Here is a 20603-nt window from a genome sequence, read left to right on the forward strand (position 1 = left end):
CATGGGATGGTTTAGTAATCCGAAGCAGTCAGAATCAAGTAATGACTTAATCGTTAATGCATTAAATAAATCATTAGCGGTTATTGAGTTTGAACCCAGTGGCAGAATAATTACGGCTAATTCAAACTTTTTAAATGCAATGGGATACCGTTTAGAGGAAGTGCAAGGGCAGCACCACTCTATGTTTGTTGAACCAGATGAAGCACAAAGCAGCGAGTATAAAAATTTTTGGCAACGCTTGCGCGGTGGTGAGTTTATTTCTAATGAGTTTAAGCGTCTTGCTAATGGAGGGCGAGAAGTATGGATCCAAGCTACCTATAACCCAATTATTGATAGCCAAGGGCAAGTGCTAAAAGTAATTAAATTTGCTACCGACATTACCGAACAAAAGAAACAGGCCGCTGAAGCGCAAGGCCAGCTTGAGGCAATTAGTAAATCTCAGGCGGTGATTGAGTTTAATCTTGATGGCACAATTATTACTGCCAATGACAATTTTTTAAATGGTTTAGGCTATCAACTTAGCGAAATAAAAGGCCAGCATCATAAATTATTTGTCGACCCAGAATACGCTAAAACAAACGAGTATAAACAATTTTGGGATAAGTTAGGACGAGGCGAGTACGACTCGGGCGAGTACATGCGAATAGGCAAACAAGGGCAAGAAATATGGATCCAAGCCTCTTATAACCCTATTTTCGATTTAAGCGGCAAGCCTTATAAAGTTATTAAATACGCCAGTGATATCACCGCGCAAAAACAGCTAGAGCGCGAGTCTAAAAAGGCTGCCGATTTAGCAAGTGCGTTAACTGTTTGCCAAGCCAATGTAATGATTGCCGATAAAGACCTAAATATTGTATTTGTAAACGATCAGGTTAAGTTAATGCTCAAAGCGCGAGAAACTGAGTTGCAAGGTGTGCTACCTAGTTTTTCTGTTGATAATTTAATAGGCACGTGTGTTGATGATTTTCATAAGCACCCAGCTCATCAACGCGAACTATTAAAAAACTTAAAACAACCTTATAAAACTGAGTTACGTTTAGCGGGGCTTATTTTTAGTTTAATTGCTACACCGTGGATAAACCATGGAGGTAAGCATTTAGGCACCATTGTTGAGTGGGAAGATATTACAGATAGCGTAGCAAAAGCAGAGCAAGAACGTGCTGAAGCACAAGAAAACTTAAGAGTAAAACAAGCGCTTGATACCGTAGCAACAAACACCATGATAGCCGATGCTTCAAATGTAATTGTATACATGAACAACGCGGTTAAATCGATGATGAGTATTGCCGAAGATGATTTGAAAAAGGAGCTGCCAAACTTTGATAGCACCAATTTAATGCAGCAAAACATAGATATATTCCATAAAAATCCGGCTCATCAACAAAACCTACTAGCTAAACTTACAACAACTTACCGAGCCGAAATAAAAGTAGGCGGGCGCACCTTTGGTTTAGTTGCAAACCCTATTTTTACACCAGAACAAGAACGCATAGGCACCGTAGTTGAGTGGGAAGATAGAACGGGCGAAGTTGCAATAGAAAAAGAAATTGCACAATTAGTCAGCGATGCAGGTAATGGCGATTTAGAAACCCGAGTAGAGGAAAAAGGTAAAGAAGGCTTTTTCTTACGCTTAGCGCAGGGCTTAAACAGCTTAGTTGAAATTGTGGATGATGCCGTTAGTGATACCGCGCAAATGCTTGATGCAATGGCCAATGGCGACCTATCAAAACGCATAGAAAAAGAGTATCAAGGCTCGTTTGATAAGCTCAAGCAAGATGCTAATACCACAGCAGATAAATTGACCGATGTGATTAATCGAATTAACTCATCGGCCACGTTAGTAGCCAGTGGCGCAGAGGAAATTTCGCAAGGCAACGCCGATTTAAGCCAGCGTACCGAAGAACAAGCTTCATCACTTGAAGAAACCGCCTCAAGTATGGAAGAAATGACCAGTACCGTAAGACAAAATGCAGATAACGCAAAAGTCGCTAACGATTTAGCCGAAGAAACCTGCGAGAAAGCAATTCAAGGTGGTGAAGTAGTTAATAGAGCTGTAACGAGTATGTCGGCCATTAACGAGTCGAGTAAAAAAATTGCAGACATTATTGGCGTGATTGATGAAATTGCCTTTCAAACTAATTTACTGGCACTTAACGCCGCCGTTGAAGCAGCTAGAGCGGGTGAGCAAGGCCGTGGCTTTGCCGTTGTTGCTGGTGAGGTGCGTAATTTAGCGCAGCGCTCAGCTGGAGCAGCCAAAGAAATTAAAGAGCTTATTAGAGACAGCGTTGCAAAAGTGACCGATGGCTCTGTGCTTGTAAATGAGTCGGGCGAAACACTCAGAGAAATTGTTTCAAGCGTACAACGTGTTACGCAAATGATTTCGGATATAACCGAAGCCTCTGAAGAGCAAAGCGCAGGTATTGAGCAAGTTAATAAAGCGGTTGCCCAAATGGATGAAATGACCCAGCAAAATGCGGCCCTTGTAGAAGAAGCGTCTGCGGCGGGCGAGTCAATGGCTGAGCAAGCAAACGAGATGCGTCAGTTATTGCACTTTTTTTCACTCGGGCAGCAAGGCATGAACACATTGCCAAATACACACTTTGAACGCTCAGCGCCCCCTGCGCGCCAACCTAGTGGCTATTTAAAAAATACCCAACCCAAAGGCGAAAACTTTCTAGACTCAGCAGATGAATGGGAAGAGTTTTAGTCATTACTGGCTTGCTAGTTAATACCCTAGCAAGCCTGCTTTACAAGGGATGGTATGACAATGAAAGAATTTTTATGTACCGATAAAGATTTTAAAGACATTGCCACTTTAGTTTATAACGCGTGCGGAATTGTGCTTGGCGATCATAAACGCGAAATGGTGTATTCCCGCTTAGCAAGAAGGGTAAGAGAGCATAAACTTAAAAACTTTTCTCAATACTTAGAGTACTTACACAATAATAAAGAGGCTGAGTTTGACGCATTTATTAATGCTATTACCACTAACTTAACCTCCTTTTTTAGAGAACCCCACCACTTTGAGTTTTTAAAAAACACCATAGTGCCGCAGTTACTTAGCAGTAACAAAGTAACAAAACGAGTACGCGTATGGTCAGCGGGTTGCTCTACAGGCGAAGAGCCTTACAGCTTAGCAATAACCCTTGCCGATTTATTCCCAAGTTCTTGGGATGTAAAAATTTTAGCAACCGATTTAGATTCTAATGTATTAGCCAAAGCACAAGCGGGTATTTATACCGCGGCTAATGTAAATGGCTTAGAAAACAATGTACTTAAAAAGTGGTTTTTAAAAAGCAAAGATGGGCAAACATATAAAGTAAAACCACAGTTAAATAAGCACATTTTTTTTAAACGCCTTAACCTTTTACAAGAATGGCCTATGAAAGGGCAGTTTGACTTAATTTTATGTCGTAACGTGGTTATTTATTTTGATAAAGAAACAAAAGACACCTTGTTTAAACGTTATGCAAATGCACTTAATCGTGACGGTTATTTGTTTTTAGGACACTCAGAGAGTATGGGAAAAGAGCATTCTGAGTTTAAAAATTTAGGGAAAACCATGTATCAAAAGCAACACAATGCACGCACAGTTTAGGCCGGTGCTCCCAGGGTTTGAACATATAAAACGTTACTGGGATGCAGGGCGCACAAGCGTGGTGGCAAAAATATTACCTGGCGAATTTTATGTATCGAAAAATGATGAGCTTATTTCTACAGTGCTTGGGTCGTGTATAGCCGCGTGTGTTTACGATGAAAAAGCCGGTATAGGTGGCGTAAATCATTTTATGTTGCCGGTAAAAAAAGGCCTAGAATTAAACAGTGCCCATAGTTTGAGCTGCCGCTACGGAAATTGGGCAATGGAATACCTGATCAACGAAGTACTCAAAGGTGGTGCTGCGCGAAAAAATTTAAAAATAAAACTCTTTGGTGGCGGCAAAATAATTAGCGCAATGACCGACATAGGGATAGGTAATATTAGCTTTGCCAATGCGTATATTCAGGAAGAGTCGCTCAATCTTGTCGCACAAGATATGGGGGGGCCGTGGCCTCGAAAAATTTTTTTTCATCCGCATACGGGCAAAGTCCACGTAAAAAAGCTGAAGAATTTGCACAACAACACAATTGAAAAACGCGAAGTGCGCTACCTGCAAAACCTTAAGCAACAAGATAAAGCCACCGAGACTAACATAGAGCTGTTTTAGGAGTCGTAATGGTTAAAGTTCTGATAATAGATGATTCACCACTGATAAGGCGTTTGCTGAGCGAAATATTATCTCAGGCTAGCGATATCGAGGTTGTTGGCTGTGCTGAAGACCCTTATCAAGCACGAGAAATGATTAAATTGCTCAATCCAGATGTGCTTACCCTCGATGTAGAAATGCCAAAAATGGACGGCATTAGCTTTTTAAGAAACCTAATGCGCTTAAGACCTATGCCCGTTGTGATGATTTCTACACTAACCCAGCAAGGCTCGCCTATCACCTTAGAAGCGCTTGAGCTTGGTGCCGTGGATTTTATTGCCAAGCCGACCGTGAATGTTAAGCAGCAAATGAGTCAATATGCATATGTTGTGCAGCAAAAAGTGCGCGTGGCAGCAGGTGCAAGGGTAAGAAGTTTTAAAAAGGTAAGCACAGTGAGCGAGCCTTTACCTAGCAATGCACAATTTTTATTAAACAAGGTAATAGCGATAGGGGCTTCAACAGGGGGCACAGAAGCAATAAAAGAAGTGCTTATAAAAATGCCGACCAATTGCCCTGCGATTGTGATTACCCAGCATATTCCTCCGGTATTTAGTACCTCGTTTGCCCAGCGTATGGACCGCACCTGTGCAATTAACGTAAAAGAAGCGCAGCACGGCGACAAGCTCACTGCGGGATGGGCTTATATAGCCCCAGGTGGTTTACACTTAAGCATAAAAAAAAGAGGGGCAAGTTTATATTGCGAGCTTGATGATTCTGAGCCTGTTAACCGCCATAAACCGGCGGTAGATGTATTATTTAACTCGTTACTTGAGTGCGGTGCAAAAAACATTGTGGCAGCGCTACTAACCGGTATGGGGAGCGATGGAGCAAAGGGCTTGCTTAGCATTAAACAAGCGGGTGGTTACACCATTGCACAGGATGAGTTTTCTTCTGTGGTGTGGGGAATGCCCAAAGCGGCGGTTGATTTAGGTGCCGCCCACGAAATTGTTGCACTTGATAAAGTAACCCAGCGCTTATTGCATCAGGCTATAAAGGTGTAATTGCTACTGAATAACCCACGGCTGCGAAAACCAATAGTAACTACCAGGGTGCTCAATAGAAGGGGCGGTACAATTAAAGCGTGAACGGCCTTTATTTAGCGCCTTTGGCGAGTCAATTTTTACAGTTGTGTCGTTTATCCAAGTTAATTTAGCCTGCCCAACACTTGATACATAACACGCAAACTGACTTTTATGAAAATCACCCATTTCAAATTCAATGCTGAGCGTTGGTGGGTTTTGTGAGGTTACACTGTCTTGGTAATCTAGGGTTTTAATACTAAACGCCCGAGAGTTTAATTTTGTAATTAACGTATCTAATTTACTGTAAAAGCCAGAGGCTGGAAAACGCGGTAAGCGGGTAAAGTTAGCGTTTTTATTTACAGCGCCTGAGTGCTGACCAATGCCAATAAAGCCAAGCTCTTCTACAAGCGCTTGTAGTTTGTTATTAAACTCACCATACGGGTACGCTAGGTATTTATAATCGTGGCCTATTTCTTCTTTAATACGCTGTTGAGAATGCAAAATATCTTGTTTTATACGTGCTTGCCACTGTGCATCGCTCTCATCTTTTAGCTTAATATGCAGGTAGTCATGCTGGGTAGTGTGATTGGCAATTAACGCCCCTTTGCCTGCGAGCTCTTTTAATTTATCCCACCCCATTACGTAGCCTTTACCTTCATCAATAAGGGTAGGGTTTACAAAAATAGTATAGGGGTAACCAAATTTTTCTAAAATAGGCGCTGCTTGTTCGTAGTTATTGTTGTAACCATCGTCAAAGGTGATAGCGACTGTTTTCTCAGGTAAGGTTTTGCCTTGTTGTATAGCGCTTATTAGCTCATTTAGTGCAATAACATTAAAATTATGCTCTTTTAAGTAGCTCAAATGCTTGGTAAACGTATTTGCGCTTACACTGGTCACAGCCGGAAGGGTTTCGCTTACATGGTGATACTGTAAAATAACCGCCGCATGAGCACGTACTGATAAACAAATGAGAGTAATTAAAACTAAATGAAACAATTTCTTAAACATAATAAGGCACACCATAAAAGCTTGCTGTTGCTAGCGGGTCCAATGATATTATCAAATATTACTGTCCCACTGTTAGGAATTGTTGATACCGCTGTTATTGGCCACTTAGGTAGCGCACATTACTTAGCGGGCATCGCACTTGGCTCAGCTGTTATTTCTATTTTATTTTGGCTCGCCGGTTTTTTACGTATGAGCACCACAGGGTTAGTGGCCCAAGCATACGGGCAAAATAACTTAACACAGTTGGCAGCGCTTTTAAAACGCAGCTTATTACTCGCCGTGTGTGTGGCGTTAGCGCTTATTGCCTTATCGCCCTTCATAAAACAAGCCATTGCATTTTTATCAGGCGCAAATAGCGAGGTTCTTGCTCAAGCATATCAGTATTTTAGTATTCGTATATTTAGTGCCCCTGCCGCACTTTGTAATTTAGTGCTGCTTGGCTGGATGCTTGGCGTACATTATGGGCGAGGGCCATTTTACTTGCTGTTAGTGACCAATATTACCAACATAGTGCTCGATATATATTTTGTGGTGTATTTAGACTGGGCAGTAGCGGGAGCAGCGTGGGCGTCGTTAATTGCAGATTACAGCGCGTTGGCTTTTGCGTTGCTACTAGTGATTAAGCTCGCTAAAAAGCAAGGCGTGGAGCTAAGCGTGCCCAACTGGCTCAGTGTTAGCAAAATGGCAGAGCTACTTAGTTTAAATAGAGATATATTTATTCGCTCTTTAATTTTGCAATTATGCTTTAGCTTTATGACCTTTTATGGCGCCCGCATAGGCGAAACAACGCTTGCAGCAAATGCCGTGTTACTTAATTTTTTAATGTTAGTAAGCTTTGCACTTGATGGAATAGCCTATGCAAGCGAAGCCAAAGTTGGTCAAGCTAAAGGCCAGCGAAGCGTTAATAACATTAGATTGTGGGTAAAAATAAGTGTGTTTTGGGGTATGCTTTTTGGCGTGTTATACAGCGTATTTTTTGCTGTATTTGGCAGCGCTATTATTAAGCTTTTAACCAATGTACCCGCGGTGATAGAAGCTGCGACAAATTACTTACCGTGGGTAATAGTATTGCCTATGTTAGCAATGAGCTGCTTTTTGTTTGATGGCGTATTTGTAGGGCTTACACGGGCAAAAAATATGCGTAACAGTATGATTCTTTCAGCTGCTGTTGGCTTTTTCGGGGTGTTTTGGGTGTTTATAGAGTGGCAAAATAATGCGTTATGGCTGGCTATGAGTTGCTTTATGCTTATGCGCGGCGTTACGTTAATTATTAAGTATTTGCAGTTAAAAGCAACTAATCAGCTGCTAGATTAAGCGAGCGTGTCATTTCCATAGGTCGGGGTCGTGATCTTTTGGCCCCATATCTTTTAAAACTTGCGAGAAACGATTGGCAAAAATACCGCTATAACCCCATGCAGCAAAAAATAATGCCGGGATTAAAATAACCACACCTATAATTTGTAAGCTAAAGTGGGTGTAGTAGCCAAGGGCAATAAATATCACGGCTAGCACAAACAGTGCTAAGCCGCGAAAAAAGCGCGTTAAACTCAACTTAGGGTTACTCCCTAAGCGATAAATAAGCGGCTTTAACATTATTGCTTAGTAATAAGAGTGATCGCCCGCTTGGTGCTCGGTAATGTCGGCAACACCGGTGATTTCATCAAACTTTGCAATCATTTCTTTCTCGATGCCTTCTTTAAGCGTTACATCGATCATAGAACAGCCATTACAACCACCACCAAATTGAAGTACTGCAATACCTTCAGCGGTTACTTCAACTAGGCTTACTTGGCCACCGTGGTTAGCTAGCTGTGGGTTTACTTCGGTTTCTAGCATGTGTTGAACACGCTCATTTAGCGATGCGTTATCGCCTAGTTTACGTGCCTTTGCATTAGGCGCTTTTAAAGTTAACTGAGTGCCCATTTTGTCGGTAACAAAATCAATTTCAGCTTCTTCTAAAAAAGGAGCGCTTTCTGTGTCTACTACGGCATCAAAACCATTAAAGTTAAGACGAATATCGCTGTCTTCTACGGCGTCTTCTGGGCAATAAGAAACACCACATTCCGCTTGTGATGTACCAGGGTTTACAACAAACACACGAATATTAGTTTGTTGTGCTTGATCTGCTAAAAGTTTAGCAAAATGCGCTTGTGCTGTTTCGGAAATAGAAATCATAAAACCGTCTATACTTGACTAAATTACTCGGATACTGCATATCATACTCCGCTCATCGTGTTGCGGCTAGTGTTGAGCGTAAAAAGTTGGCATCTATTTTAAGCAATGCTAGCGTGCAAATAACAAACATTTTTAGAGTGATTTATATGCGCTGGATAGTAACTATAATGGTGGCAATGCTTAGCTTTTCAAGTATGGCAAAACCACTTTCGTATTATTTTGAACAAGATGTAGAGTTTGATAAAACAATACCCACCCCACAAGACGTACTTGGTTACGAAGTAGGTGAGTGGCATGTAAGGCACGACCAACTGGTGCGTTACATGGAAATTCTAGCGCAAAAAAGTAATCGTATAAATTTTGAAGTAATAGGGCGCACACACGAGCAACGTCCGCTTGTGATGCTAAGTATTAGCAGCGCTGAAAAACTAGCTAACTTAGAGCAAATTCGCCAAGCGCACTTAGCCCGTTTAACAAACAGTGAGCAAGCTAAAAACACACAAAATGAGCCTGCTGTAGTTTGGATGGGGTACAGTGTGCATGGCAATGAGTCATCAGGCAGCAATGCCGCTTTATTGGTTGCGTATTACCTTGCTGCAGCGCAAGGCCCAGAAATAGAAAAACTATTAAATAATACCGTTATTTTGCTCGACCCTTCACTTAACCCCGATGGCTTGGCTCGCTTTGCTAATTGGGCTAATAGTAATCGGGGGATGAACTTATCAAGCGACCCTAAAACGCGTGAACACGTAGAAAGCTGGCCAAGTAGCCGTACAAATCACTATTGGTTTGATTTAAACCGCGATTGGTTATTACTACAACACCCAGAGTCGCGTGCACGCATTGCTAAGTTTCATCAATGGAAGCCAAATATTCTTACCGACTTTCATGAAATGGGGCCAAACAGCAGCTACTTTTTTCAACCTGGCATTGCCAGTCGCAAGCACCCAATTACCCCAGATGAAAACGTAACGCTTACTAAAGCCATAGCCAATTACCATGCTAAAACTTTAGATAAAAATAATACCCTTTATTTTACCGAAGAAAGCTTTGACGACTTTTATTACGGCAAGGGTTCAACCTACCCCGATGTAAACGGCGGTATAGGTATTTTATTTGAGCAAGCCAGCTCACGTGGGCATGTACAAGAAACCATAAATGGTACGCTTACGTTTCCTTTTACTATTAAAAATCAGTTATTAACAAGCCTATCAACCTTTAAAGCAGCGGTAGATAACCGTGAGGCGCTATTAACCTATCAGGCAAAATTTTATAACCAAGCAGTTGATTTAGCACATGATGAAAGTTTTGAAGGCTATGTGGTTGAGGGCGCTAAAGACAACACCCGGATTAAACTATTTTTAAACCTGTTAAAGCAGCATCAAATTAACGCCTATCCACTTACAAAGGCACTAAAAGCCAATGGCAAAAACTTTAGCACCCAGAGTTATTTTGTGCCGTTAGCTCAGCCACAGTTTCGTTTAGTAAAAGCTATTTTTAGTGAGCAAAAAAGTTTTGCCGATAACACATTTTATGATGTGTCGGGTTGGACACTCGCCCATGCTTTTAATTTAGAGTTTGCACAAGTAAAAAGTAGTTGGGGCTTAGAAGTAGCCAGCACTGCGTGGCAAAAAGCAGTTAAACCATCATTTGCTGCGTTAAAGCAAAGTTATGCATTTGGCTTTGCCTGGGACGATTACTTAGCGCCTAAAATGTTAAATAGCTTGCTAAAGCAAGGCATTAAAGCGCGTGTCGCGTTAAGCGCCTTAACAGCTAAAAGCAGCACCACCGAAATAGACTTTGCACCTGGCAGCATTATTGTCCCCGCAGGGCTGCAAACAAACCCTGATTGGGTGGCTATTTTAAACGATGCTCAAACGCAATTTGGTATTGCGATAAAGCCTATTACCACTGGCCTTACAGGGAAAGGCGCCGATTTAGGGTCGCGCACTATGGCGGTATTAAACGAGCCAAAAGTACTGCTTGTGGGCGGTAAAGGCGTAAGCCAATACGAAGCGGGTGAAGTATGGTATTACCTTGACCGCTTTGTCGGTATTTCTCCGACCATAGTAGAAATGGAGCGTTTAGGTAGCCTAAATTTAAATAATTACAGCCACATTGTACTAGCTAATGGTAATTATTCGGGCTTACCCGATAGTGATAAAGTTGCCATTAAAAGCTGGGTAAGAAAAGGCGGCGTAATTTGGGGCCACAAAGGCGGCGCTAAATTTTTAGCTGATCAGCAATTACTTAAGGCTAATTATTTATCTAGGCAAGATGTAGCCAGCGCTTTTAATACTCAAGGGCTAAATTACGCAGATAAAGATCATTTAGCTGGGCGACAACGTATAGCCGGCGCTATTTTTAATACCGATGTAGACACCACGCATCCACTAACGTTTTCGCTTAATCGTGAAACGCTGCCTGTATTTAAAAATAGTACCTGGTTATTAGAAAAATCATCCGCCCCGTTTGTAAACATACTCACTTACCCGCAAAAACCACTATTAGCAGGGTTTACCGATGGCGTAAATGAGCAGCAAATTGCCGGTGCAGCAGCCATGATGGCCCACTCATACGGGCGTGGCAGTGTTATTGCGATGACAGATAACCCTGTATTTAGAGGATACTGGTACGGCACAAGCCGATTACTCAGTAATGCTTTATTTTTTGGCCACACATTTAGAGTAAGAGGTGATTAACTACACCTTTAAAGTGGCGTTAAACACGTAGCAAAAGCCCAGACTTGTTTAGCGCCCGCTTGCTTTAATACCCGGGTAGCCGCGTTGAGCGTGGCGCCTGTGGTCATTACATCATCTACAATAACCACCGTTTTACCGCTCATATCTTGTGTACATACAAAGGCATTTTTTACATTTTTAATCCGCTTGGATCTAGATAATTGTGACTGTGCTTGCGTGGCTTTATTGCGTATTAGCGCATTACTTATACAAATATGTTTTGCCAAACACGGTTGCCACACTTGGCTTACCTGATTAAACCCGCGCGTTAAAAAGCGCCCTCGGTGCAAAGGTAAAATAATAGCTATGTCGGGCTGGGTAGTTAAATTTTCAAAAAACACCGTTAGCTGGCGTTTAATTACTTGTTGCAGTGCTTTTTTATAGTGAATTTGATTATTAAATTTGAGCCGTTTAAGCCAATGCTCAAAAGGGGGCTGATAAAAAGCACAGGCAAAGAGCTTATCAAATTCGCAATGCGGAAACATTTCTACAATATCCGGGCGGTGCAATAAATTACTGTGTTTATTTAAATCAAACACGCTTAAATCCGTTAAGCAATAGTCGCATAATCCCTCTTGAGCACTAATAACTCCCTGACATTGCACGCAATAAGAGGGAAATAACCAATTAAAAAATGAGTGTTGCATTGGCTGCTCCTTGCGTTGCTTTCGTCAATGTAAGCGTTATGATGTGGCTAAGTTTGGTTAAGGTTAGGCAAATATGCAAAGCGAGTTAGTTTTATTACATGGTTGGGGCATGAACCAAGGCGTATGGCAATTAGTGCAGCCAGAGTTGACGTTTTTATACAGTGGCTCGGTGCGCAGTGTTGACCTGCCTGGCTTTGGCAACAGCAATAGCTGCCCAAGCCCTTATAATTTACACGATGCAGCTGAAATCGTAAGCGAGCAACTTAGCCCTGGCTCTATTGTAATGGGCTGGTCGCTAGGAGGATTGTTTGCACTTTATATTGCTAAACATTGGCCAAATAAAGTAGCAAAAGTAATTTTAGTTGCCTCAAGCCCTTTTTTTGCCGAGGCAGATGATTGGCCCGGAATAAAAACCAGCGTGCTTGAGCAATTTAAAGAGCAATTAGTTAATCACCGAGAAAAAACCATAGAGCGCTTTTTAGCTATTCAGGCCATGGGTAGTGAGTCGGCACGCGATGATATAAAGCAGCTAAAGCACTTGCTAAATCAGTACAGCGCCCCTAAAAGTGAGGCATTAAGTGCGGGTTTAAATATTTTACAAAATGATGATTTACGCAACGTATTTTCGCATTGCCCAGTGCCTGTAAAAGCGATATTTGGCCGTTTAGATGCGCTGGTACCTTACAAAGCAATTAATAAAATGGCAGCACTAAATACTGAGTTTGAATACGAAGTACTAGACAAAGCCTCCCATGCACCGTTTATTTCTCATAAAAAAGAGTTTTTATCTGCCGTTAAATCAATGCTTTAAAATAGCCTAAAGAAAGGTACTGTTTAAAGCTTTATTTTGCCCATGAAGTGAGCGATAATTAAACAATATTTATTTTTTGGAGGTACAGCATGGCTATTGGTTCAGTATTTAATAGTGGTGTAGAAGGGTTTAATCGTGCAAGCCAAGGTATAGAACGAGCAAGCGCAGAGATAAACCGTGCCACCATTGAAGAGCAAGACGATACGCAACTAGCCCAACAGCGCCAGTTAACAGCTGCGCGACCTGAAGAGGCTGTAACAGCGCCTGTTGCACAACCAGCTCGGGTTGACGAAGCGCTTGTTAATTTAAAAGTTGAAGAGTTTAATGCCAAGGCAAACACGCAATCTATTCAAACTGCAGATGAAGTGCTTGGTACGCTAATCGATATTAAAGTTTAAACGTTATGAATATTGTCACGCCATTTCCGTCTATCAATATAAACACCGCCAATGTTTATACGGAAACCGCTCGGCGTGACAACCAACTGCGCGAAGTTATTCCTGCCCCTGCACCCAATAGCGCCAGTAATACCGAAACCAAAGCGCAAAGCGATGCTGATAAAGCAAAACTGCCAAGCAGTGCAGAAGCCGCCACCTATGATGCAACCGGTAAACTCAGTGATGAGCAAGCTGTTGAGCAGCGCCAGCAAGGCAGCGAAGATTCAGATAGCGAACAGCAACAAAACCAACAAGCAAGCGAAGATACCCCCGAAGAAGAGCAAGATCAGCAACAGCTAGAATTAGAACAACAGCAAATTGAAGAGCTTAAAGCGCGCGATACTGAAGTGCGTGTGCACGAACAAGCTCATGCATCGGTGGGTGGGCAGTATGCAGGCTCACCAAGTTATGAATACCAACGTGGACCAGATGGCACTAATTACGCTGTTGGCGGTGAGGTACAAATTGATGTATCTGAAATCCCCGGCGATCCGCAAGCCACTATAGATAAAATGCAAACGGTACGTGCAGCCGCACTTGCCCCTGCTGAACCTTCTAGTGCCGATAGAGCCATTGCCGCTGATGCAACCCAAAAAATGGCCGCAGCGCAAGCTGAATTATCAGCCCCTGCTGACGATGAAGCGCAAGCACAAGAGCCACAAAGTGCGTTATCAATAAACGAAACCAGTACCGCTGAGTCTCAAAGCGATACTAATACCGAGCAATCACGCGACCCAGAAGTAGACGCACGAGCTGGTCGTATTGCTAATTTTTATCAAATGACTAGCTCACCCCAAAACGAGAGTGGTTTTTCTGCGTTTGGTTAACACCAGCTAAGCATTATTAAAAAAGCCGCTCAATGAGCGGCTTTTTAGTTTGAGGAGACATCACTTAATGAAGCAAAAGGGTATTATTTTTTTACTTTTGCATTAGCAAATGCATCGGCAAAGGCATTACCCATCATGGCGTTACCGTTATCGCGCTTTGGTTTTGCTGCACGCGGTTGCTGGCCCTGATTACTGCGTTGCTTTTGCGGCGCGGCAGCGGGTTTATTGCTTGTGTCTATTTCATCATCTAAGCGCATAGTAAAGCTAATGCGTTTACGTGGGGCATCTACCTCAACCACTTTTACTTTTACAATGTCACCGGCTTTTACTACTTCGCGCGGATCAGAGATAAACTTATTAGTAATTGCCGAAATATGCACTAGGCCATCTTGGTGAACACCTACATCAACAAACGCACCAAAGTTAGCAACGTTAGAAACCACACCTTCTAAAATCATACCGGGTTTTAGGTCTGTGATTTTTTCTACACCGGCTTTAAATTCAGCAGTTTTAAACTCAGGACGAGGATCGCGCCCAGGCTTATCTAGCTCTTTAATGATGTCGGTTACGGTAGGTAAACCAAACTTCTCGTCGGTGTAGTCATTAGCAACCAGCTTATTTAAAAACTCGCTATTGCCTATTAAGCTATTTACATCAAGGTTGTTACGCTCACAAATAAGTTTAACAACAGGGTAAGCCTCGGGGTGAACTGATGAGTTATCAAGTGGGTCTTTACCCTGATTAATACGCAAAAAGCCTGCTGCTTGTTCAAACGCCTTTGGTCCTAAACGCTCAACTTTTTTAAGTTCGCTACGCTTAGTAAACGTGCCGTTAGTGTCGCGGTAATTTACTATATTTTGCGCTAAGGTTTTATTTAACCCCGATACGCGAGTAAGAAGCGGCACCGAGGCCATATTTAAATCAACACCCACAGAGTTTACACAGTCTTCTACCACTGCGGTCAGTGTTTGGCCTAATTGGCTTTGCGAGACATCGTGTTGGTATTGGCCTACACCAATTGATTTTGGCTCAATTTTAACAAGCTCGGCAAGTGGGTCCTGCAGGCGACGCGCAATAGAGACCGCGCCACGCAAAGACACATCTAAGTTAGGAAATTCATTCGCTGCAAATTCAGACGCAGAGTAAACAGACGCGCCGGCTTCGCTTACCATAATTTTGTTTAATTTAAGCTCAGCATTGGCCTTAATAAGTTCGCCTACTAGCTTGTCAGACTCGCGTGATGCGGTTCCGTTACCAATCGCAATAAGTTCTACTTTATGCTGGCGACATAGTTGCTCTAATGTACGTAACGATTTTTCCCAGTGATTTTGTGGTGCGTGGGGGAAAATAGTTTGGGTTGTAAGCAACTTACCTGTGCCATCAACTACGGCAATTTTACAGCCAGTTCGCAAACCAGGATCTAGACCAAGCGTGGTACGCGGCCCAGCAGGGGCGGCCATAAGTAAGTCTTTTAAGTTTTTAGCAAATACATCTATAGCGCCGGTTTCGGCTTTTTCTCGCATGGCTGCTAAAAATTCATTTTCTAGGTGTAGGCCAAGCTTTATTTTCCATGCCCATTGCACAACACTTAATAGCCATGCGCTAGCTGCTTTATATTTCACATCTAAACGGTAGTGATCAGCAATCATTTGCGCGCATAGCTGGGCTGCATTTTCGCTGCTTGGCTCTGGGTTAATACTCAGCTGCAAAATACCTTCGTTACGCGCGCGCAACATAGCAAGTGCGCGGTGAGAAGGGACCTTTTTAAGAGGTTCTTGATGGTCAAAGTAGTCGCGGTATTTGCTACCGGCTTGCTCTTGGCCGTCAATAAGTGTGCTTTGTATAGCGCCGTGTTGGCTAATGTGGCTTCTAAATTTAGCTAATAACTTGGCATCTTCTGCAAAGCGTTCCATTAAAATAAATTTAGCGCCATCCAGGGCTGCTTTGGTATCAGCAATACCTTTGTCGGCATTTATAAACTGCTGCGCTTGTTGCTCTGGCTCTAAGTTTGCGTCGTTAAATAGCGCATCGGCAAGTGGCTCAAGGCCTGCTTCAATGGCTATTTGCCCTTTGGTACGACGCTTAGCTTTATAAGGAAGGTATAAATCTTCAAGCTCAGTTTTACTTTGTGCGCTTGTTATATCGGCACTAAGTGCTGGCGTTAATTTATTTTGTGATTCGATGGTTGATAAAATAAAGCTGCGGCGCTCTTCCAGCTCGCGCAAGTACGACAAACGTTGCTCTAAAAGGCGTAATTGCGTGTCGTCTAATCCACCGGTAATTTCTTTACGGTAACGCGCAATAAAAGGAACCGTTGCGCCTTCATCAAGTAATTTTGTAGCAGCAACAACTTGTTGCTGTTGTGCATTTAGCTCAGTGGCTAAACGTGCAGAGATATCGCTCATGCATAAACCTTTTAATACAAAAAATAAAACCAGAAAATCCCTCTGGTACTGTTATACCCAGCTTATTAAAGTTGCTATTTAATGAGTTTGGCAGGTATTTATTAGTTGAATAATATCACAGCAGGTTGTAATAAAAAGCTCTTAAAGCAAGCAATTTTGCTTGCTTTAAGATGGTTGGCTTGGCTGAGCTTACAAAGCGTAAAAGCGCCCTTTAGTGAGGGTGCTCTACGCTTTCTAAAACATCACTAAACGTGAGAGCAATAGGGGTAATATGCACTGGAATATGCAATGTTTTAGCTATTTGACGCGCCGAAATTAACCCGCATATTTCGTTATTAGTGGTTGTTGCTAATAAAAACATGCTGCCTTGATGTTCCATTGTTTGTAGTGCATCGCCAATACTTGCATAGCTTAGGCTTTGCATACTTACGCCATTAAGTTGGCTAATAGGTGTCATAATGTAGCGTAAGCTCACTTCATTGCGGCTGGTATTTAAACGCTGTGCAATGGCCGTAATTTTAGCGCTTTGTAGGTCGGCACTTGAAACAATACCAATTAATTTTTGCGCATCATCAGTCACCAATACATAGTCAGAATGCTCTGCTAGTACTTGTTTAAGCGCCTCGCTGATAGGAGTGTCGTATTGAGCGCGAATTGGCGTTTTTTGGGTAAAGTTATTGATTACGGTTAAAGCCGGAGATGTTAAATCAATAGTGGCTTGTTGATCTTCAAACGTGCTTGCAATAACGCCATGAGAAATATTTTGGGTACGTAATTCTTTAAAGTTAGTCATAGTAGTCACCTTATTAGTTATAAAATTTAATCAAAAAGTAAAATTGTGAATTAAATTAAATAGCTAGGTGGACCACGTTGATATGCCGTACTAAAAGGACGGTATAGGTTTGTACTTTGGTAAAAAGATGAAACAGCATTAGGTAGCGGTTGAAACAACCTAATAGCAAATGCATTAACATGAGAATCTAAGTCAATGTCGGGGGTTGCTTGGTCAGGAAATTCACAAGCGATAAAATGATTAGATACACTGGCGTTATCTATACTTACTTCGGTGGTATTGGCATGCAGAGTCAAACTCACACTCATTAAAAGTGCAAACAATACGGCATTACTACATATGCGCTGTACTAAGTTTGACATAGCCACTACCTTAAAAATCAGGTTAAAGATAAACCTGCTAAACCAATATATATCCTAATGAGATATATTACACAATAAAAAATTTACCTGATCTGAATCAAAGTAGTTATTTATTAATAATGTTATGGGGGACTATTTTTGATATTCAATACTATTTACATACCATTCCTTTTTACCTTGCGGTGTAGGTACCTCAAACTCATCATCTACTTGTTTTTTTATCAGGGCGCGCGCCATAGGTGAGTCAATTGATATGTAGTCTTTACGGTCGTATATTTCATCAGGCCCTACAATTCTAAATTTTTTAACCTCGCCTTGCTCGTTTTCTATTTCTACCCATGCGCCAAAAAATACTTTACCGTCTTGCTGCGGCGAGTAATCAATAACTTTTAAATCGGGTAGGCGTTTGCGCAAATACCGAACACGACGATCAATTTGGCGCAGTAAGCGTTTATTATATTGATAGTCTGCATTTTCTGAGCGATCGCCAAGGCTTGCCGCCCAACTCACTATTTTAGTGACTTCAGGGCGTTTAACGTTCCATAAATGGTCGTGCTCTTGCTGTAATTGTAAGTAACCTTCGCGGGTTATTAAATTTGTTTTCATGGGCTTTTATTCATTAACTCTAATGCTGTGCACGTTATTAAAATTGCTAAAATTTGTCGAGTGTAAACTTTAGGGCGTGTTGTTCTTTGATGGTCGAATTTGCAGCAGTATGTTTGGTTTTTAGGCAAGGCAGAGCCTATGAAGTGTGGTTATTCCCCATAAATAGGTGATAACGCAGCATAAATGCCAAACATGCGCTGCCCTTCGGGTTCTGCCTAGGGGCGATAAACTCTTTGTTACTCGGTTTTTACTTAGCCCACTAGGTTACAAACCTCGCGCCGCGATTTAATCGCCCCTAGATTGAACAAATTTCAATCCGCAAAGGTCAACACGCCCTAATATTATAACTTTGAAATGTTCAGTAACAATCTAAGCGCGCAATTAGATTTTGATTATTAAGTTTTTCATTTATATTAACTATTAATTGGAAATAAAAATAAGAAACACGCAATGGGACACGAAACCACAAAAGTATTAGTTGTAGATGACGATATGCGCCTGCGCAGCTTACTAGAGCGTTATTTAGTAGAGCAAGGCTTTATTGTTAGAACCGCCGCAAACTCAGAGCAAATGGATAGACTCATTGAGCGAGAAAACTTTCACTTAATGGTGCTTGATTTAATGCTACCAGGCGAAGATGGTTTATCTATTTGCCGTCGGCTACGCCAAAAAGAAAACGAAATCCCTATTGTGATGCTGACAGCAAAAGGCGATGAGGTCGACCGTATTATAGGCCTTGAACTAGGCGCAGATGACTACATCCCAAAACCGTTTAACCCACGCGAATTACTGGCTCGCATAAAAGCTATTTTACGCCGCCGCGCCAAAGAAGTGCCGGGCGCACCCGCAGCAGAAGAAAACTTAATAGCCTTTGGGCAATTTACGCTTAATTTAGCCACGCGCGAAATGAGCGAGGGCGATAAAACCATTTCACTCACCAGCGGTGAATTTGCCGTACTTAAAGCGCTTGTATCGCACCCGCGCGAGCCACTGAGCCGCGATAAACTAATGAACCTTGCTCGTGGGCGAGATTATAGTGCGCTTGAGCGCAGTATTGATGTGCAAGTATCGCGACTGCGCCGCATGATAGAAGTAGATGCTGCCAACCCGCGCTATATTCAAACTGTATGGGGTTTGGGTTATGTGTTTGTTCCTGACGGTGATAAGTAGTTTATATGGGATTTTTTCCGCGTAGTGCGTTTGGCCAAACTGTATTTTTAGTGGCCGCTTTACTGCTAATTAACCAAATAGTGTCGTATGTAACGGTGAGTTTTTACGTTGTAAAACCAACCATAGAGCAAGTAAATTTAATGCTCGCAAAGCAAATTAAAACGGTATTTATAGACTGGGAAGACGGCGTAGAAATAAACGACGAAGTGTCTGAAAAGTTTTTTGAAATTACAGGTATAGAAGTGATGACGCAGCGCGAGGCAATGCGCCAAGGGCTTGGTCAAACCCGAGAATACTCGATGCTGTCGCGTAGTATGTCTGAGCAATTAAATGGTTCTGCTCGGGTGCGTATTAGTCAAACCGACCCGCTGATTTATTGGGTAGAAGCGCCGCAAGCACCCGGTTACTGGGTAAAAGTACCGCTTAGCGGGTATCAAGAAAATAACCTTGAATTTTTAACGTTTTACTTATCAAGTATTGGTTTTTTAAGTGTGTTAGGCGGTTGGCTATTTGCCCGGCACTTAAACCGCCCATTAAAGGCGTTGCAGCAAGCAGCCGTGAAAGTGGGTAAGGGCGATTTTAGTAGCAAGCTTGAAGAAGAAGGCTCCAGTGAAGTAATAGAAGTTACCCGTGCATTTAACCAAATGTCGCGCGGTATAGCCGCTCTTGAAAACGACCGCCGTTTACTCATGGCTGGTGTTTCTCACGATTTACGCACCCCGCTTACTCGTATCCGCCTTGCCACCGAAATGATGAACGATGAAGATGACTACCTTCGCGAAGGCATTATTTACGATATTGAAGATATGAACGGCATTATCGATCAATTTATTGAGTATTTACGCCACCACAAAACAGATGAGCTTGCTTGCGAAGATATAAATGCGCTAGTAACTGAAGTGGTTAATTGTGAGCTTAAACAGCAACGCGTTATTACCTTTAAAGGCAACCCCAGCGTAGGGCTTGTTCCGTTAAGTAGTGTGGCTATTAAGCGTGTAATTACTAACATGATTGAAAACGCGCTGCGCTATTCAGACGGCGATATAGAAGTATTAAGCTACTTTAATTCAAACAAAAAATACGTTGTGATAGCGGTAAACGATAACGGCCCCGGTATACCAGAAAGCGAACTAGAATCGGTTTTTGAGCCTTTTAAACAAGGTGATACCGCGCGTGGTAGTGAGGGGAGTGGTTTAGGCCTTGCCATTATTAAGCGTATTATTGATATGCACGATGGTAAAGTTAAGCTAGAAAACCGCCCAGAAGGCGGCCTAAGTGCACAAATTTATTTACCTATAAAAATACAAAACTCTGCACAGTAAGCTGTGCAGAGTTGGCTATTTCCATAACGTTAA

At 42.2% G+C, this 20603-nt stretch carries 19 protein-coding genes; 11 read left to right on the forward strand and 8 right to left on the reverse strand.

What is annotated here, in order from left to right:
• The first annotated feature begins 1 nt into the window (after position 1).
• From OIZ54_RS17945 to OIZ54_RS17960, 4 genes are read left to right on the forward strand one after another with little or no spacing between them, the layout of a single operon-like run.
• A complete protein-coding gene (locus OIZ54_RS17945) occupies positions 2-2707 on the forward strand; it encodes a methyl-accepting chemotaxis protein (RefSeq protein ID WP_264390982.1) in 2706 nt (901 codons plus the stop codon).
• Between the two features lie 60 nt (positions 2708-2767).
• Positions 2768-3598: a CheR family methyltransferase gene (locus OIZ54_RS17950; protein ID WP_054983326.1), complete on the forward strand. Its 831-nt coding sequence runs from the start codon at positions 2768-2770 to the stop codon at positions 3596-3598.
• On the forward strand, positions 3582-4205 hold the full coding sequence (gene cheD, locus OIZ54_RS17955) for a chemoreceptor glutamine deamidase CheD (protein WP_029774194.1): 624 nt from the start codon (positions 3582-3584) through the stop codon (positions 4203-4205). Before OIZ54_RS17950 ends, cheD begins: the two co-directional genes overlap by 17 nt.
• An 8-nt stretch (positions 4206-4213) precedes the next feature.
• Entirely contained in the window at positions 4214-5245 is a 1032-nt protein-coding gene (locus tag OIZ54_RS17960) for a protein-glutamate methylesterase/protein-glutamine glutaminase (protein WP_055255281.1), read from the forward strand.
• Between the two features lie 3 nt (positions 5246-5248).
• On the opposite strand, the gene OIZ54_RS17965 is transcribed toward OIZ54_RS17960, so the two are convergent.
• The gene (locus OIZ54_RS17965) at positions 5249-6274 is read right to left on the reverse strand and encodes a polysaccharide deacetylase family protein (protein ID WP_264390984.1); all 1026 of its coding nucleotides are present in this window, start codon (positions 6272-6274) and stop codon (positions 5249-5251) included.
• Between the two features lie 42 nt (positions 6275-6316).
• Between OIZ54_RS17965 and OIZ54_RS17970 the strand changes: the two genes are divergently transcribed.
• Complete coding sequence (locus tag OIZ54_RS17970; RefSeq protein ID WP_264390986.1) at positions 6317-7588, forward strand: MATE family efflux transporter; 1272 nt, start codon at positions 6317-6319, stop codon at positions 7586-7588.
• Positions 7589-7597: 9 nt separating this feature from the next.
• On the opposite strand, the gene OIZ54_RS17975 is transcribed toward OIZ54_RS17970, so the two are convergent.
• Together OIZ54_RS17975 and nfuA are read right to left on the reverse strand one after the other, a co-directional pair.
• Positions 7598-7867: a hypothetical protein gene (locus tag OIZ54_RS17975; RefSeq protein ID WP_029774191.1), complete on the reverse strand. Its 270-nt coding sequence runs from the start codon at positions 7865-7867 to the stop codon at positions 7598-7600.
• A 6-nt stretch (positions 7868-7873) separates the two neighbouring features.
• Entirely contained in the window at positions 7874-8449 is a 576-nt protein-coding gene (nfuA, locus tag OIZ54_RS17980; protein ID WP_096042447.1) for a Fe-S biogenesis protein NfuA, read from the reverse strand.
• 146 nt (positions 8450-8595) lie between these two features.
• Between nfuA and OIZ54_RS17985 the strand changes: the two genes are divergently transcribed.
• Positions 8596-11151, forward strand: coding sequence for a M14 metallopeptidase family protein (locus tag OIZ54_RS17985; RefSeq protein ID WP_264391007.1), 2556 nt, complete (start codon positions 8596-8598; stop codon positions 11149-11151).
• A gap of 8 nt (positions 11152-11159) precedes the next feature.
• On the opposite strand, the gene OIZ54_RS17990 is transcribed toward OIZ54_RS17985, so the two are convergent.
• A complete protein-coding gene (locus OIZ54_RS17990; protein ID WP_264390988.1) occupies positions 11160-11837 on the reverse strand; it encodes a ComF family protein in 678 nt (225 codons plus the stop codon).
• 73 nt (positions 11838-11910) lie between these two features.
• On the opposite strand from OIZ54_RS17990, the gene bioH reads away from it, so the two are divergent.
• The 3 genes from bioH to OIZ54_RS18005 all read left to right on the forward strand — a co-directional run bounded on the left by bioH (position 11911) and on the right by OIZ54_RS18005 (position 13912).
• Complete coding sequence (gene bioH, locus OIZ54_RS17995) at positions 11911-12648, forward strand: pimeloyl-ACP methyl ester esterase BioH (RefSeq protein ID WP_264390989.1); 738 nt, start codon at positions 11911-11913, stop codon at positions 12646-12648.
• Between the two features lie 89 nt (positions 12649-12737).
• Positions 12738-13046 carry a hypothetical protein gene (locus tag OIZ54_RS18000; RefSeq protein WP_004588240.1) on the forward strand — a complete coding sequence of 103 codons (309 nt, stop codon included), beginning with the start codon at positions 12738-12740 and terminating at the stop codon, positions 13044-13046.
• A gap of 5 nt (positions 13047-13051) precedes the next feature.
• The gene (locus OIZ54_RS18005; RefSeq protein ID WP_054983334.1) at positions 13052-13912 is read left to right on the forward strand and encodes a putative metalloprotease CJM1_0395 family protein; all 861 of its coding nucleotides are present in this window, start codon (positions 13052-13054) and stop codon (positions 13910-13912) included.
• Between the two features lie 83 nt (positions 13913-13995).
• Here the strand turns inward: OIZ54_RS18005 and OIZ54_RS18010 are convergent, their stop codons facing one another.
• The 4 genes from OIZ54_RS18010 to greB all read right to left on the reverse strand — a co-directional run bounded on the left by OIZ54_RS18010 (position 13996) and on the right by greB (position 18078).
• Entirely contained in the window at positions 13996-16317 is a 2322-nt protein-coding gene (locus tag OIZ54_RS18010; RefSeq protein ID WP_054983335.1) for a Tex family protein, read from the reverse strand.
• 211 nt (positions 16318-16528) lie between these two features.
• Positions 16529-17110, reverse strand: a complete 582-nt coding sequence (locus OIZ54_RS18015) for a CBS domain-containing protein (RefSeq protein WP_264390990.1) — start codon at positions 17108-17110, stop codon at positions 16529-16531.
• 50 nt (positions 17111-17160) lie between these two features.
• Entirely contained in the window at positions 17161-17472 is a 312-nt protein-coding gene (locus tag OIZ54_RS18020) for a hypothetical protein (RefSeq protein WP_029774183.1), read from the reverse strand.
• A 132-nt stretch (positions 17473-17604) separates the two neighbouring features.
• Complete coding sequence (gene greB, locus OIZ54_RS18025) at positions 17605-18078, reverse strand: transcription elongation factor GreB (protein ID WP_024033892.1); 474 nt, start codon at positions 18076-18078, stop codon at positions 17605-17607.
• 450 nt (positions 18079-18528) lie between these two features.
• Here greB and ompR point away from each other — a divergent pair, with 450 nt between their 5' ends.
• Positions 18529-19248: a two-component system response regulator OmpR gene (gene ompR / locus OIZ54_RS18030; protein ID WP_004587537.1), complete on the forward strand. Its 720-nt coding sequence runs from the start codon at positions 18529-18531 to the stop codon at positions 19246-19248.
• A 5-nt stretch (positions 19249-19253) separates the two neighbouring features.
• Positions 19254-20570, forward strand: a complete 1317-nt coding sequence (envZ, locus tag OIZ54_RS18035) for a two-component system sensor histidine kinase EnvZ (protein WP_024033891.1) — start codon at positions 19254-19256, stop codon at positions 20568-20570.
• Positions 20571-20603: the final 33 nt, after the last annotated feature.

The organism is Pseudoalteromonas sp. A3 (assembly GCF_025942345.1).
In the GTDB taxonomy this organism is placed as follows: Bacteria; Pseudomonadota; Gammaproteobacteria; order Enterobacterales; family Alteromonadaceae; genus Pseudoalteromonas; species Pseudoalteromonas atlantica.